The sequence below is a fragment of the Mycobacterium sp. KBS0706 genome (assembly GCF_005938675.2).
GTDB lineage: Bacteria > Pseudomonadota > Alphaproteobacteria > DSM-16000 > Inquilinaceae > Inquilinus.
The window spans coordinates 52906-66236 of the sequence record NZ_VCCH02000023.1; the positions used below are offsets into that span (position 1 = coordinate 52906).

13 protein-coding genes are annotated in these 13331 nt (G+C 71.0%); 10 read left to right on the top strand and 3 right to left on the bottom strand.

Translation table 11 applies throughout. The features are described 5' to 3' along the window. Window positions 1-37: 37 nt before the first annotated feature. The 7 genes from FFK22_RS14870 to FFK22_RS14900 all read left to right on the top strand — a co-directional run bounded on the left by FFK22_RS14870 (window position 38) and on the right by FFK22_RS14900 (window position 6048). Window positions 38-622, top strand: a complete 585-nt coding sequence (locus FFK22_RS14870) for an aminodeoxychorismate/anthranilate synthase component II (RefSeq protein WP_138886271.1) — start codon at window positions 38-40, stop codon at window positions 620-622. Then, the gene (trpD, locus tag FFK22_RS14875; protein WP_138886270.1) at window positions 619-1644 is read left to right on the top strand and encodes an anthranilate phosphoribosyltransferase; all 1026 of its coding nucleotides are present in this window, start codon (window positions 619-621) and stop codon (window positions 1642-1644) included. Before FFK22_RS14870 ends, trpD begins: the two co-directional genes overlap by 4 nt. After that, window positions 1641-2462 carry an indole-3-glycerol phosphate synthase TrpC gene (gene trpC, locus FFK22_RS14880; RefSeq protein ID WP_138886269.1) on the top strand — a complete coding sequence of 274 codons (822 nt, stop codon included), beginning with the start codon at window positions 1641-1643 and terminating at the stop codon, window positions 2460-2462. Before trpD ends, trpC begins: the two co-directional genes overlap by 4 nt. Continuing rightward, window positions 2459-2941, top strand: a complete 483-nt coding sequence (gene moaC / locus FFK22_RS14885; protein ID WP_138886268.1) for a cyclic pyranopterin monophosphate synthase MoaC — start codon at window positions 2459-2461, stop codon at window positions 2939-2941. The genes trpC and moaC overlap by 4 nt, the downstream gene beginning before the upstream one ends. Then, complete coding sequence (gene glp, locus FFK22_RS14890) at window positions 2938-4137, top strand: gephyrin-like molybdotransferase Glp (protein WP_138886267.1); 1200 nt, start codon at window positions 2938-2940, stop codon at window positions 4135-4137. The genes moaC and glp overlap by 4 nt, the downstream gene beginning before the upstream one ends. 130 nt (window positions 4138-4267) lie before the next feature. Next, entirely contained in the window at window positions 4268-4996 is a 729-nt protein-coding gene (gene lexA, locus FFK22_RS14895; protein WP_138886266.1) for a transcriptional repressor LexA, read from the top strand. 35 nt (window positions 4997-5031) lie between these two features. After that, window positions 5032-6048, top strand: a complete 1017-nt coding sequence (locus FFK22_RS14900) for a LacI family DNA-binding transcriptional regulator (RefSeq protein ID WP_221938607.1) — start codon at window positions 5032-5034, stop codon at window positions 6046-6048. Here FFK22_RS14900 and FFK22_RS14905 read toward each other — a convergent pair. Next, complete coding sequence (locus FFK22_RS14905) at window positions 6045-6665, bottom strand: TetR/AcrR family transcriptional regulator (RefSeq protein ID WP_138886265.1); 621 nt, start codon at window positions 6663-6665, stop codon at window positions 6045-6047. The two genes, FFK22_RS14900 and FFK22_RS14905, sit on opposite strands and share 4 nt — an antisense overlap. Before the next feature lie 86 nt (window positions 6666-6751). Between FFK22_RS14905 and FFK22_RS14910 the strand changes: the two genes are divergently transcribed. Beyond that, entirely contained in the window at window positions 6752-7459 is a 708-nt protein-coding gene (locus tag FFK22_RS14910; RefSeq protein ID WP_138886264.1) for an NIPSNAP family protein, read from the top strand. 3 nt (window positions 7460-7462) lie between these two features. Here the strand turns inward: FFK22_RS14910 and FFK22_RS14915 are convergent, their stop codons facing one another. Further along, window positions 7463-8590 (bottom strand): Gfo/Idh/MocA family protein, encoded by a 1128-nt coding sequence (locus FFK22_RS14915; protein WP_138886263.1) that lies wholly within the window; start codon window positions 8588-8590, stop codon window positions 7463-7465. A 107-nt stretch (window positions 8591-8697) separates the two neighbouring features. Here FFK22_RS14915 and FFK22_RS14920 point away from each other — a divergent pair, with 107 nt between their 5' ends. Further along, window positions 8698-9552, top strand: coding sequence for a phytanoyl-CoA dioxygenase family protein (locus FFK22_RS14920; protein WP_138886262.1), 855 nt, complete (start codon window positions 8698-8700; stop codon window positions 9550-9552). 4 nt (window positions 9553-9556) lie between these two features. Here FFK22_RS14920 and FFK22_RS14925 read toward each other — a convergent pair whose 3' ends face one another. After that, window positions 9557-11710, bottom strand: a complete 2154-nt coding sequence (locus FFK22_RS14925) for a ComEC/Rec2 family competence protein (RefSeq protein ID WP_186002473.1) — start codon at window positions 11708-11710, stop codon at window positions 9557-9559. Window positions 11711-11774: 64 nt separating this feature from the next. On the opposite strand from FFK22_RS14925, the gene gltX reads away from it, so the two are divergent. Next, window positions 11775-13184: a glutamate--tRNA ligase gene (gene gltX, locus FFK22_RS14930; RefSeq protein WP_138886260.1), complete on the top strand. Its 1410-nt coding sequence runs from the start codon at window positions 11775-11777 to the stop codon at window positions 13182-13184. The last annotated feature ends 147 nt before the right edge of the window (window positions 13185-13331 follow it).

Consider the following 13331-nt stretch of genomic DNA (forward strand, 5'->3'; position numbering starts at 1 on the left):
TTCCTCCCCATTCCCTTGCCTCGAAAGGGCAATCTCCATGCTTCTGCTGATCGATAACTACGACAGCTTCACCTACAACCTGGTGCACTACCTCGGCGAGCTCGGGGCGGACACCGAGGTCCGCCGCAACGACGCGCTGACGGTCGACGAGGCGCTGGCGCTGCGGCCCGACGGCATCGTCCTCTCGCCCGGCCCCTGCGACCCGGACAAGGCCGGCATCTGCATCGACCTGATCCGGGCCGCGGCCGGCCGGGTGCCGGTGTTCGGCGTCTGCCTGGGCCACCAGGCGATCGGCCAGGTGTTCGGCGGCCGCATCGTCCGGGCACCGGAGCCGATGCACGGCAAGATCAGCCCGGTGCATCACCATGGCGGCGGCGTGCTGGCCGGGCTGCCGGATAATTTCGAGGCCACCCGCTACCATTCGCTGACCATCGCACCTGACAGCATGCCGGACAGCCTGGAGGCCACGGCCTGGACCGAGGACGGGGTGATCATGGCGCTGCGGCACAAGACCCTGCCGATCCACGGCGTGCAGTTCCATCCGGAGAGCATCGCCTCGCAGTTCGGCCACAAGATCCTGCAGAACTTCCTGGCCATTGCCGAGCGGCGGAACGCGGCATGACGACCGAAATGCGACCCTTCATCGCCAAGGCCGCCCTTGGCCAGCCGCTGGACGCCGCCGACGCCCGTGCCGCCTTCGAGATCATCATGTCCGGCGAGGCGACGCCGGCGCAGATCGGCGGCTTCCTGATGGCGCTGCGTGTCCGCGGCGAGACGCCGGAGGAGATCGCCGCCGCCGCCCGGGTGATGCGCGACAAGGCGGTGACGATCGACGCGCCGGCGGGCGCCATCGACTGCTGCGGCACCGGCGGCGACAATTCCGGCTCCTTCAACGTCTCGACCGCCGTCTCCTTCGTGCTGGCCGGGGCCGGCGTGCCGGTGGCCAAGCACGGCAACCGCGCCGCCTCCAGCCTGACCGGGGCCGCCAACGTCCTGGCCGAGCTCGGCATCAATGTCGAGGCGCCGCCGGAGGTGATGCGGGAAGCGCTGTGGGAGGCCCAGATCGGCTTCCTGTTCGCGCCGCTGTACCACAGCGCCATGCGCCATGTCGGCCCGGCGCGGCAGGAGCTGGGCACCCGCACCATCTTCAACCTGCTCGGGCCCCTGGCCAACCCGGCCGGGGTCAAGCGCCAGCTGCTCGGCGTCTTCGCCGAGGCCTGGGTCGAGCCGGTGGCGCAGGCGCTGAACCAGCTGGGCAGCGAGACCGCCTGGGTGGTGCATGGCAGCGACGGGCTCGACGAGATGACCACCACCGGCCCGACGGCGGTGGCCGAGCTGCGCGGCGGTCAGATCCGGCGCCTGACGGTGACGCCGGAGGATGCCGGGCTGCGCCGCGCCGTGCCCGAGGATCTCAAGGGCGGCGATCCCGCCACCAACGCGGCTGCCCTGCGTGCCGTGCTGGGCGGCACCCACGGCGCTTATCGCGACATCGTGCTGCTGAATGCCGCAGCCTGTTTCATCGTCGCCGACCGGGCCTCTACACTGACCGACGGCGCCGCCCTTGCGGCCCGCACCATCGACGACGGTTCGGCCGCCCACGTCCTCGAGCGGCTGGCCCGGATCACCAGCCAGGGAACGGCATGAGCGATACCCTCACCCGCATCGTCGCGGACAAGCGCCGGCACATCGAGGCCCGCAAAGCGGCAGTGCCGCCGGCCGAGATCGTCCGGCTGGCGGAGCTCGCCGACCGGGCCGCACCGCCGCGCGGCTTCGTCGCGGCGCTGCGCCGGGCGCAGGCGGAAGGCCGCTACGGCCTGATCGCCGAGATCAAGAAGGCGTCGCCGTCGAAGGGACTGATCCGCCCGGATTTCGACCCGCCGTCCCTTGCCCGCGCCTATCGCGACGGCGGCGCCAGCTGCCTGTCGGTGCTGACCGACGTGCCGTATTTCCAGGGCGCCGACGAATACCTGACCGCCGCCCGCAACGCCGTCGAGCTGCCGGTGCTGCGCAAGGACTTCATGGTCGATCCCTACCAGGTCGTCGAGGCCCGGGCGCTGGGCGCCGACTGCATCCTGCTGATCATGGCGGCGCTGGACGACGCCACCGCCCGCGAGCTGGAGCAAGCGGCGATCGACGCCGGCATGGACGTGCTGGTCGAGGTGCATGATGCCGCCGAGCTGGACCGGGCCCTGAAGCTGCGATCGCCGCTGCTCGGCATCAACAACCGCAACCTCAAGACCCTGCAGGTCGACCTCGCCACCACCGAGGCGCTGGCGGCGCAGGTGCCGGGCGACCTGCTGCTGGTCTCCGAGAGCGGCCTGTCCGCCCCGGCCGACCTCGCCCGCATGGCCCGCGCCGGCGCCACCGCCTTCCTGATCGGCGAAAGCCTGATGCGGCACGACGACGTCGCCGCCGCCACCCGCGCCCTGCTGGCGCCGGATGCGAGATCCTCGGCGGCATGACCGGCGAGCTGACCCATTTCGATGCGGCCGGCCAGGCGCGCATGGTCGACGTCTCCGGCAAGGAGGCGACGGTGCGGGTGGCTCGGGCCGGCTGCCGGGTCGAGATGAAGCCGGAGACGCTGGCGCTGATCGCCTCCGGCGGCCATGCCAAGGGCGACGTGCTGGGCATCGCCCGCATCGCCGGCATCATGGCCGCCAAGCGCACATCCGACCTGATCCCGCTGTGCCACCCGCTGCCGCTGTCCAGCGTCGAGCTGGCGCTGCGCTGCGACGCCGACCACAGCCGGGTCGAGATCGAGGCCACGGTCAAGGTCACCCACCGCACCGGGGTGGAGATGGAGGCGCTGACCGCCGCCTCGGTCGCCGCGCTGACCGTCTACGACATGTGCAAGGCGGTGGATCGCGGCATGGTCGTGACCGATCTGCGTCTGCTGCACAAATCCGGTGGCCGGTCAGGCACATACGAGGCCCAGCCATGATCCCGGTCGCCGAGGCCCGCGCCCGCATCCTGTCCGCCTTCGCGGCTCTGCCGGCCGAGACCGTGCCCCTGCCCGCCGGGCTGGGGCGGATTCTGGCCGAGCCGGTGGTGGCGCGGCTGACCCAGCCGCCGCTCGACGTCTCCGCCATGGATGGCTGGGCGGTGCGGGCGGCCGACGTCGCTTCCGTCCCCGCGACCCTGCGCCGGATCGGCGAAGTGCCGGCCGGCGGCCGCTTCGAGGGCACGGTCGGTCCCGGGCAATGCGTCCGCATCTTCACCGGCGCGCCGCTGCCCGACGGCGCCGACGCCGTGGTGCTGCAGGAGGACACCGATTCCGAGGGCGAGCGGGTCACCGTGCGCGAGGGCGTCGCCGCCGGTCGCCATGTGCGCAAGGCCGGACTCGATTTCCGCGCCGGCGACGTGCTGCTGCAGCCCGGCCGGCGCCTGACCGCGCGCGACATCGGCATCGCCGCCTCGGCCAACCATCCCTGGCTGCATGTGCGCCGCCGGCCGCGCGTGGCGGTGCTGGCGACCGGCGACGAGATCGTGCTGCCGGGCGAGGCGCTGGGGCCGAGCCAGATCGTCAGCTCCAACAGCCATGCGCTGGCCGCCCTGATCCGCAGCTGCGGCGGCGACCCGGTCGATCTCGGCATCGCCCGCGACAATGCCGAATCGCTGGCGGCGCTGGCCGCGGGCGCCCGCGGCGCCGACCTGATCGTCACCACCGGCGGCGCTTCGGTCGGCGAGCACGACCTGATCCGCTCGGTGCTTGGGGAGCGCGGCCTGGCGCTCGATTTCTGGACGATCGCGATGCGGCCGGGCAAGCCGCTGATGTTCGGCCGACTCGGCGACACGCCGCTGCTCGGCCTGCCCGGCAACCCGGTCTCGACCATGGTCTGCGGCTGGCTGTTCCTGCGCCCGGCGATCTGGGCCTTGCAGGGGGCCGCGGCGCCGGACAATCGCGTGACTGCGGCGCTGGGCCGCGACCTGCCGGCCAATGACCGGCGCGAGGATTATCTGCGGGCGCGGATTGAGCGGAGCGGTTCCGGCTATGTCGCCACTCCGTTCCCGGCCCAGGACAGCTCGATGCTGTCGCTCCTGGCGGCCGCCGACGGGCTGGTAGTCCGCCCGCCTCATGCGCTCGCCGCGGCGCGCGGCGAGGCGGTCGAGGCGGTGCTGTTCGGCGACGGGATCTGACGCGGCGATCGTTACAAGGAAGTAAAGAACCGAGGGTGCCACAGTTAGGCGCTTGTGTTTTTGTTTTGTTCCTCCTAATGTTCTCTCCAGGGATTCGGCCGCGCCGCGGCCCCTGCGAACGGAGGATGCCTTGCTGACGCGAAAGCAACAGGAGTTGTTGTTGTTCGTTCACCGCCGTCTGGAGGCGGACGGCGTCAGTCCTTCCTTCGACGAGATGAAGGATGCCCTGGCCCTGAAGTCGAAGTCCGGCATCCATCGACTGATCACCGGCCTCGAAGAGCGCGGATTTATTCGGCGACTGCCGCATCGGGCGCGGGCGCTGGAGGTGCTTCGTCTGCCGGACTGCCTGAAGTCGGACGCACCGACGGCGGCGCCGGCCGAGGATGACAACGTTGTCCCTTTCCGGCCGCTGCGCTCTGATGCCGTTCTGCCCGGCCGCAAGCTGGAACGCGCCGATCTCAACAACCCCGAGCTCGGCGTCCGCCTGCCGCTCTACGGCCGGATCGCCGCCGGCATGCCGATCGAGGCGCTGCGGGACCAGTCCAACTACGCCGAGGTGCCGGCCTCGCTGCTCGGACCCGGCGAGCACTACGCGCTCGAAGTCGCCGGCGACAGCATGGTCGAGGCCGGAATCCTGGACGGCGACACCGTCATCATCCGGCGCTGCGACGCGGCCGATCCCGGCACCATCGTCGTCGCCCTGGTCGACGACAACGAGGTGACGCTGAAGCGGCTGCGCAAGAAGGGCGCCTCGGTCGGGCTGGAGGCCGCCAATCCGGCCTACGAGACCCGCTACCTGCCCACCGACCGCGTTCGCATCCAGGGGCGCCTGATCGGGTTGCTGCGGACCTATTCTTAGGCTCCTGCTCCCCTGCTCGGGTGGATCGTGATCGCGTGAGGCGCTCCAGCAGCGGCCGGGCCGGCGGCGCCGAACGGGTCACGGCGCAGCAGGTCGCGGCGGCAGCCGGCGTGTCGATCTCCGCCGTCTCCCGTACCTTCACCAAGGACGCCAGCGTCTCGCCCCGGATGCGGGCCCGGGTCCTGGCGGCGGCGGAGGCGCTGGGCTACCGCCCCAACCAGCTGGCGCGCAGCCTGATGACCGGCCGGACCGAGCTGGTCGGGCTGGTCTCGAGCCATTTTGCCAATCCCGCCTTCATGGATGTGTTCGACCTGTTCACGCGGGAGCTGCAGCGCCGCGGGCTGCGGCCGCTGATCGCCAACCTGTCGGAGGATGGCGGCGCCGATTCCGCTCTCGACATGATGCTACAATACAATGTCGACGCCGTGCTGATCGCCACCTCCGCACCGCCCGAAGGCTTCGCCGACTCCTGCGCCCGCGCCGGGCTGCCGGTGGTGCATGTGTTCGGCCGGGCGGGGGCGGCAGTGCCGGTGGTGACGGTCGACAATGTCGCCGGCGGCCGCCTGGTCGCCGGAGCGATGCTGGCGCGCGGCCTGCGGCAGTTGGCCTTCCTCGGCGGGGCCGAAACCGATTCGTCGTCGATCGACCGTGCCGCGGGCTTCGCCCAGGGGCTGGCGGCGGCCGGCCTGCGGCCCTTGGCCGTGGACTTCGCCGGCGATTATTCGCATGAGCATGGCCGCCGCGGCATGCACGCTTTGCTCGACCGGCTCCGGCCGCAGGCGGTGTTCTGCGGCGACGACATCCTGGCGCTCGGCGCCCTCGACGCCTGCCGCGAACGCGGCCTGGCGGTGCCGGGAGAGATCGGCATCGTCGGCTTCGACGACATGCCCTTGGCCGCCTGGCCCGGCTACCGCCTGACCACGGTCCGCCAGCCGATGGCCGAGATGGTGCGCCACGCCATCGACCAGATCGCCGCCCGCCTGGCCGATTCCGACCACCCGATCCAGGGCCGGCTGTTCGACATCGCCCTGGTGGAACGGGACAGCCTTTAGGCGCCGGTCCGCAGCCCCTCCAGGTACCGCATCAGCTGCCGCGCGCAGGCCTCCAGCGGCGTGACGTCCTGCTGCGCCTTGGCCTGGGCCATTGCCCCGGAATAGGTGGCGACGATGAAGGCGGCGAGGTCGTCGGCATCTGCTTCGGCCAGCCGGCCGGCTGCCTGGTCGGCGCGCAGCCGGGCCGCGATCGCCGCTCGCCACTCCTCGAACACCGCCTGCATTGCCGAACGGAACTCCGGATCGGCCAGGGACAGCTCCAGCGCCAGGTTGTTCAGCGGGCAGCCGGACACGGCGCCACGCTGCCGCAACCCAGCGGCAATGCCGTCGAGCACACCGGCGATACCGTCGAGGGCATCCGGCGCCGTGCGCACCGGTTCGATCCAGGTCTCGTCCACCGCCGCCGCCACCCGGTCGCGGATCACGGCGAGGCCGAGCGCCTTCTTGGTCGGAAAGTGATGGTACAGCGCGCCGCCCGTCACCCCGGCCTCGCGCATCAGCTCATGCATGCCGGTGGCCTGGTAGCCGCGAGTCTGGAACGCCTGCGCCGCCACGTCCAGCAGGCGCCGGCGCATGCCTTCGGGGTCGTAGCTGCGCTTTTGCCTGCTCTCGGTCATTGCCCATCATACCATATTGACTCAACCGGACAATCAGTCTGTTTTAGAACAGGACAACCAGTCTGTTTCGACGATGGGAGGCGATCATGCAAGCTGGGACCTTCAGTCCGATCGTGGAGCTGCGGCGCTACACGCTGCATCCCGGACAGCGCGACGTTCTGATCACGCTGTTCGACCGCGAGTTCGTCGAGACGCAGGAGGCGGTCGGGATCGAGGTCATCGGCCAGTTCCGCGATCTCGATGCGCCCGACCACTTCGTCTGGCTGCGCGGCTTTCCGGACCTGCGGTCGCGGACCGAGTCGCTGCGCGCCTTCTATGGCGGGCCGGTGTGGCAGGCGCATCGCAGCGCCGCCAACGCCACCATGATCGATTCGGACGACGTGCTGCTGCTGCGGCCGGCGCATCCGGATTCGGGCTTCCGGCTCGGCCGCGACCGCCCTGCCCCGGGCGGCGAAGCGGGCGGGATCATCGTCGCCACCACCTGGCATCTTCGGCCCGAGGCCGAGGCCGGATTCCCCGCGATCTTCGAGACCATGCTGGTGCCGATGCTGGGCGATGCCGGCGTGCCGATCCTGGCGAGCTTCGTCAGCGAGCATGGCGAGAACGGCTTCCCGGCCCTGCCGGTGCGCAAGGATGCACGGGTCTTCGTCTGGTTCTCGCGCCTCCCGGACCGGGCCGCCCATGAGCGCCGCGCGGCAGTTCCCGGCTTCGCCGAGGCGCTGCGGCCGCATCTCGCCCGGCCGCCGGAGGTCGCGCTGCTGTCGCCGACGGCCCGGTCGCGCCTGTGCGGCTGAACCTCACACATCCGCGATCCGCACCCAGGCCCGCTCGCGGGCCGAGCGCAGAGCGGCGGCGGTGACGCGGTCGACCTCCCAGCCGTCGCGGAAGGTCGGCCAGACCCGGCGGCCAGTCGCCACCGCCTCGAGGAAATCGCGCGCCTCGATCGCGATCTGCTCGTTGTAGCCCGTGCCGTGGCCGACGCCCTGGTTGAAGGCCAGGTAATCGGGATGCGCCGGGCCGGTGAGCAGGCGCTGAAACCCCTGGCGTGCCGCCGGCCGCGCGGAACCGTACAGCCAGAGCTCGTTCTGGTTCTCCTGGTCGAAGGCCAGGGCGCCCTTGGTGCCGGTGATGCGGTAGGTGTAGCCCATCTTCCGCCCGGCGGCGACGCGGCTGAAACTGAGCGAACCGGTGGCGCCATTGGCGAAGCGCAGCAGCATCTGGCCCTGGTCGTCATTCTCCACCCGCTCCTCGCCTTCGGGCCCTGGCCGCGTCGTCCGGACGATATTCAGGTCGGCGACCAACGATTCGATCGGCCCGACCAGCCGCAGGCAGGCGTTGACGATGTGCGGCCCGACATCGCCCAGCGCCCCGGCCTCGGTGCCGGTGGCGATCCGGGTGCGCCAGGAGGCCGGCGCCCGCGGATCGTGCAGATAGTCCTCGACATGCTCGGCGGTGACCTGGATCACCTCGCCGATCTCGCCGGCATCGATGATCTGCTTCGCCAGCTGACTGGCCGGGGTGCGGATGTAGTTGAAGCCGACCATGGTGGCGACGCCCGCGTCCTCCGCCGCGTCGACCATGGCCTTGGATTCGGCCGGGTCGCAGCCCAGCGGCTTCTCGCAGAGCACCGGCTTGCCCAGGCGCAGCGCCTCGGTCGCCATCGCCAGATGGGTGCGCGGCGGGGTGGCTATGATCACGGCGTCGACCGCCGGATCGGCCACCAGCGCCTGCCAGTCGGCGGTCGACCGGTTCCAGCCCCAGGCTCTCGCATGCGCCGCGGCGCCATCTTCCGTGGTGCTGCAGATCATCTCGCAGACCGGGACCAGCGGCGGCTGGAACGCCGTGCGCACCAGTTGCAGCCCGATGCTGTGCGCCTTGCCCATGTAGCCGGCGCCGATCAGCCCGATCCGAAGCGTCCCCGTCATTCGCCGTCCTCCCTCGGTGGCATCTTACCCGACCTTAACGGCCTCCATCCGATTTGCAAGCGCTTGCAAATCGGATTACGCTGCTTCATCCGACAGGGAGGAACGGCATGAAGATCTACACACCGGAGACGCTCGACCCGGCCGCGATCGCGGCGGAGCTGCTGGACGGCTCGGGCGCGGTGCTGCTGCGCGGCCTGTTCACGCCGGCGGAGATCGCCGATGCGCGGGCCGTGGTGATGCGCGAATCCGAAGGTGCTGCCCCCAAGGTCACGCATTTCCAGGGCGCGGCCGAGCAGGAGGGCAAGATCGCTTTGCAGCGCCGGGTGTGGAACCTGCTGGCCAAGGGCGAGGTGTTCTCGCGCATGGCGGCGCATCCGGCGCTGATGGCGGTGATGCGCGCCTTCCTCGGCAGCGAGTTCATCATGGGCTCGATCGCGGCCAACCGAATCCTGCCCGGCGGCCCAGGCCAGGAACCGCATATCGATTACCCCTACTGGGACCTGCACAAGCCGGAATCGCATCCGGTCAGGATCAATGCGTCCTTCCCGCTGAACGCCCAGGCGACCATCCTGCTCGACCCCTTCACCGAAGAGACCGGCGCCACCGCTTATGTGCCGGGCACGCAGAAGGAGTTGCGCTACCCGGCCGAGAGCGACCGCTTCCACGAGCGCTGCACCCGCATGCTGGGCGAGCCGGGCGACACGGTGGTGTTCTTCGGCGCGGTCTGGCACTGCGCCATGCCGAACCGGTCGCGGCAGGACCGGTCGGCGATCCTGATCCAGTACCTGCCGAAATTCGTGAAGCCGATGGAGGACATGCCGGCCGCCCTGCCCCGCGCCTTCGTCGAGCAGGCCAGCCCCGACCTGCGCCAGCTGCTGGGGCTGAACTACCCCTATCCGGAGGTGCTGGACGCAGCCAAGGCCGGCAATGCCGAGGGCCGCACGATGGCGACGGCGCGCTGACCGGTCACTCGGGCGCCGCCGCCCGGAACGGGGCCGGCGCCCAGGGGCGGTCGCCGACGGCCTCCGCCACCGTGGCGATCTCCGGCTCCGGGCCGGACAAGTCGACCGCGATGCTGCCGCTGCGGCGCAGGTCGAAGCGATCCCAGACGCCGAAGCGCGGCCGGCACCAGCGCGGCGCCACCAGACCGGTGATCACCAGATCGGCCGCGGCGCAGTCGTCGTCGAAGCCCTCGCCGCTACGGGTGAAAGCCACCGTGGCGTCGCCGAAGCGGTAGAGGCAGCCGCGCGGGTCGCAGGCCAGCCGCCCGCCGGCGGCCGTCCCCTGCTGCGGCCAGGGCTCGTCCTCCGCCGCGGCCTCGACCCGCAGCCAGATCTCGCGGATAAAGCGCTCGCTGCGGCGGGTCGAGAAGGCCAGGCCGCCCTCCGGCACCCGCACCGCCGCCAGCCGGCCGGTGCCGTCGACCAGGATCTGCGGCGACGGCGCGGTCAGCGCCGCGACCAGCACCAACGGCAGCGCCAGCAGGCCCAGCAGGCGCAGTCGTCCTCCGGCCAGGCACAGCCACAGCCCGCCGACGGCGCCGGCGACCAGCCCCCAGGCCGGAATCGCCGGCACCGCGAAGGCGGCCAACGGCCAGGACGAGACGGTGTTCGCCACCCACAGCATCGCCTCGATGCCCCAGCCCAGCAGCGGCAGCACCCAACCGTCGAGGCCCAGCAGCATGGCCGGATAGGCCAGCAGCACGCAGGGCATGATCCACAGCGATGTCAGCGGGATCGCCATCAGGTTGGCCGCCACGGCCAGCGGGGCGAAGCGCTGGAAATGGAAGATGGCGAAGGGCGTGGTCGCGACGGTGGCGACCAGCGTGGTCAGCACGATGCCGCCAAGATAGAACAGGACCCGGCGCATCGGCCCGGCCTCCGCCCGCCAGCCGGCGAGATGCGGCCGCAGCGCCTCATAGGCGGCGATCAGCGCGATCACGGCGGCGAAGGACATCTGGAAGCTCGGCCCGGGCAGCGCCTCCGGCACCACCAGCAGCACGGCGGTGGCGGCCAGGGCGACCAGCCGCATCGAGATCGCGACCCGGTCGGCCATCACCGCCAGCAGCACCACGCCGGTCATGACGCAGGACCGCACCGTCGGCACTGAGGCGCCGACCAGGATGGTGTAGCCGACGATGCCGAGCAGGGCGATTCCGGCCGCCCATTTCTTGATCGGCCGGCGCAGCGCCACGGGCTCGATCAGCGCCAGGCCCAGTCGGATGCCGCCGAGCAGCAGGATCGCCACCAGGCTGATATGGATGCCGGAGATCGACAGCAGATGGGCCAGGCCGGAATCGCGCATCGCCTGATTGGCCTGATCGCTGATCCCGGCGCGCTCCCCGGTCAGGAAGGCGACGGCGATGGCCCCGGCGTCGCCTTCCACCTGGGCCCGCACCCGGGCGGCGATCCCGTCCTGCAGCCGGGCCAAGCTGGACGGCGCTGCATCGTCGTCGTTCAGCCGCTCGACCGCGCCCATGGCGAAGCCGGTGCCGCCGATGCCCTGGAAGAACAACTGCCGCCGGAAGTCGAAGCCGCCCGGATAGGCCGGCCCATCGACCGGCGCCAACGTCGCCCGCACCCGGATCCGCTCCCCGGCCGCGGGCACCTCCTGGGCTCCGAGCAGCCGCAGCCGTACGGCCGCCGGCGTCGCCTCGGGTACCAGCCCCTCCAGCGTCAGGTCGCCGAGCACGACGCGCACGCCCTGCGGCAGCAGATCGACCGTCTCGACCGTGCCGGTCACCAGGCCGCGCCGCTCGCGGTCGAGCAGCGGCGCCGCCACCGCCCGGGTGCGCAGCTCCGCCGCCAGGAACCCCACAGCGACGGCCAGCAGCAGCGCGGCGAAGCACAGCGCCCGCGGCCGGCGGCGCAGCAGCAGGGTGAGCAGGCCGGACAGGACCAGCGCGCCCAGCCCCGCCGCCAGCGGCGGCTCCGACGGCAGCGCGAAATAGACGCCGATGCCGGTGCCGAGGCCACAGGGCACCAGCAGCACCAGCCGGCGCCGCACGCCGCCTGCCAGGGCGTCGAGCGCCCCCGCCCAGTCGATCCCGTCCGAACCCAGGCGGCGCAGCGACGCCCGCACAGCCTCCGGGATGCCGACCGATGCCCCCGCATTAGCCATCGCCCGAAGGCCTATGCTATGGACCTGTCGCACTGATCCTAGCAGCCCTTCTGGAATTTGGCCCATGACGGTCGTGACCCGCTTCGCTCCCTCCCCGACCGGCTACCTGCATATCGGCGGGGCCCGGACGGCCCTGTACAACTGGCTCTATGCCCGCCATCACGGCGGCGTCTTCCGCCTGCGCATCGAAGACACCGACCGCGCCCGCTCCAGCGAGGATGCGGTGCGCAAGATCATCGACGGGCTGGCCTGGTTCGGGCTGGATTGGGACGAGGAGATCGTGTCGCAATTCGAGCGGCGGGAGCGGCACGCCGAGGTGGCGCGCAAGCTGCTGGCCGAGGGCAAGGCCTATCACTGCTGGCTGCAGCCGGCCGAGCTGGAGGCGCTGCGCGAGAAGGCCAAGGCCGAGGGCAAGCCCTGGGCGTACTACACCAGCTATTGGCGCGATCGCGACCCGGCCGAGGCGCCGAAGGGCCTCGACCCGGTGATCCGGCTGCGCGCGCCGCGCACCGGCGAGACCACGGTCGAGGATAAGGTCCAGGGCCCGGTCACGGTGCAGAACGACCAGCTCGACGACATGGTGCTGCTGCGCGCCGACGGCACGCCGGTCTACATGCTGTCGGTGGTGGTCGACGACATCGACATGGGCATCACCCAGATCATCCGCGGCGACGACCACCTGACCAACACCTTCCGCCAGGTGCAACTGTACAACGCCATCGGCACGACCCCGCCGGACTTCGCCCATATCCCGCTGATCCACGGGCCGGACGGGGCCAAGCTGTCGAAGCGGCATGGCGCGCTCGGCATCGAGGCCTATCGCGACATGGGCTATTTGCCGGCGGCGCTGCGCAACTATCTGCTGCGGCTCGGCTGGGGCCATGGCGACGAGGAGGTGATCCCGACCGAGAAGGCGATCGAGTGGTTCGACCTCGACGGCGTCGGCCGGTCGCCCTCGCGGCTCGACTTCGCCAAGCTCGAGAACCTGAACGGCATCTACATGCGCGAGACGCCGGACGCCGAGCTGCTGGAGCGGATCACGCCGAATCTGGAGACGGCGCTGAGCCGGTCGCTGGTCGATGCAGACCGCGCCATCCTGCTGTTGGCCATGACCGGGCTGAAGCAGCGTGCCAAGACGCTGGTCGAGCTGGCGGACAGCGCGCTGTTCTATCTCCGCTCCGGCCCGCTGCCGATCAACGAGGCGGCGCAGAAGATCTTGGCCGGCGATGCCCGGGCCCTGCTCGGGCGGCTGCTGGCGGCGCTGTCCGGCCTGAACGACTGGACCGAGGCGGCGCTGGAGGCCGAGGTCAACCGCGTCGCCGAGGCCGAGGGGCTGAAGCTCGGCAAAGTGGCGCAGCCGCTGCGCGCGGCATTGACCGGATCCAACGTGTCACCAGGTATCTTCGAGGTGGCCGCGATCCTCGGCCGGGACGAGACGCTGCGGCGGATCCGCGATGCTGCCGACGCTCATTAAGGAGCTTCGGCAACTCATTGATCCGGTTTCGAAATTCTGAAAAAGCCTAAAAAACAGGCGATCGAAATCTGTCGTCGGGAGGGCCCAAGTCGCGTTGATCTTGCTCCGCCGCGCGACTATCCTCGCGGCCGACGGAGCGGATGACCT

Bases quoted from the DNA above. Each gene is read 5' to 3' on its own strand.
- FFK22_RS14870 (WP_138886271.1), top strand. From the start codon at position 38: ATGCTTCTGCTGATCGATAACTACGACAGCTTCACCTACAACCTGGTG.
- trpD (WP_138886270.1), top strand. From the start codon at position 619: ATGACGACCGAAATGCGACCCTTCATCGCCAAGGCCGCCCTTGGCCAG.
- trpC (WP_138886269.1), top strand. From the start codon at position 1,641: ATGAGCGATACCCTCACCCGCATCGTCGCGGACAAGCGCCGGCACATC.
- moaC (WP_138886268.1), top strand. From the start codon at position 2,459: ATGACCGGCGAGCTGACCCATTTCGATGCGGCCGGCCAGGCGCGCATG.
- glp (WP_138886267.1), top strand. From the start codon at position 2,938: ATGATCCCGGTCGCCGAGGCCCGCGCCCGCATCCTGTCCGCCTTCGCG.
- FFK22_RS14905 (WP_138886265.1), bottom strand. From the start codon at position 6,665: ATGACCGAGAGCAGGCAAAAGCGCAGCTACGACCCCGAAGGCATGCGC.
- FFK22_RS14910 (WP_138886264.1), top strand. From the start codon at position 6,752: ATGCAAGCTGGGACCTTCAGTCCGATCGTGGAGCTGCGGCGCTACACG.
- FFK22_RS14915 (WP_138886263.1), bottom strand. From the start codon at position 8,590: ATGACGGGGACGCTTCGGATCGGGCTGATCGGCGCCGGCTACATGGGC.
- FFK22_RS14920 (WP_138886262.1), top strand. From the start codon at position 8,698: ATGAAGATCTACACACCGGAGACGCTCGACCCGGCCGCGATCGCGGCG.
- FFK22_RS14925 (WP_186002473.1), bottom strand. From the start codon at position 11,710: ATGGCTAATGCGGGGGCATCGGTCGGCATCCCGGAGGCTGTGCGGGCG.
- gltX (WP_138886260.1), top strand. From the start codon at position 11,775: ATGACGGTCGTGACCCGCTTCGCTCCCTCCCCGACCGGCTACCTGCAT.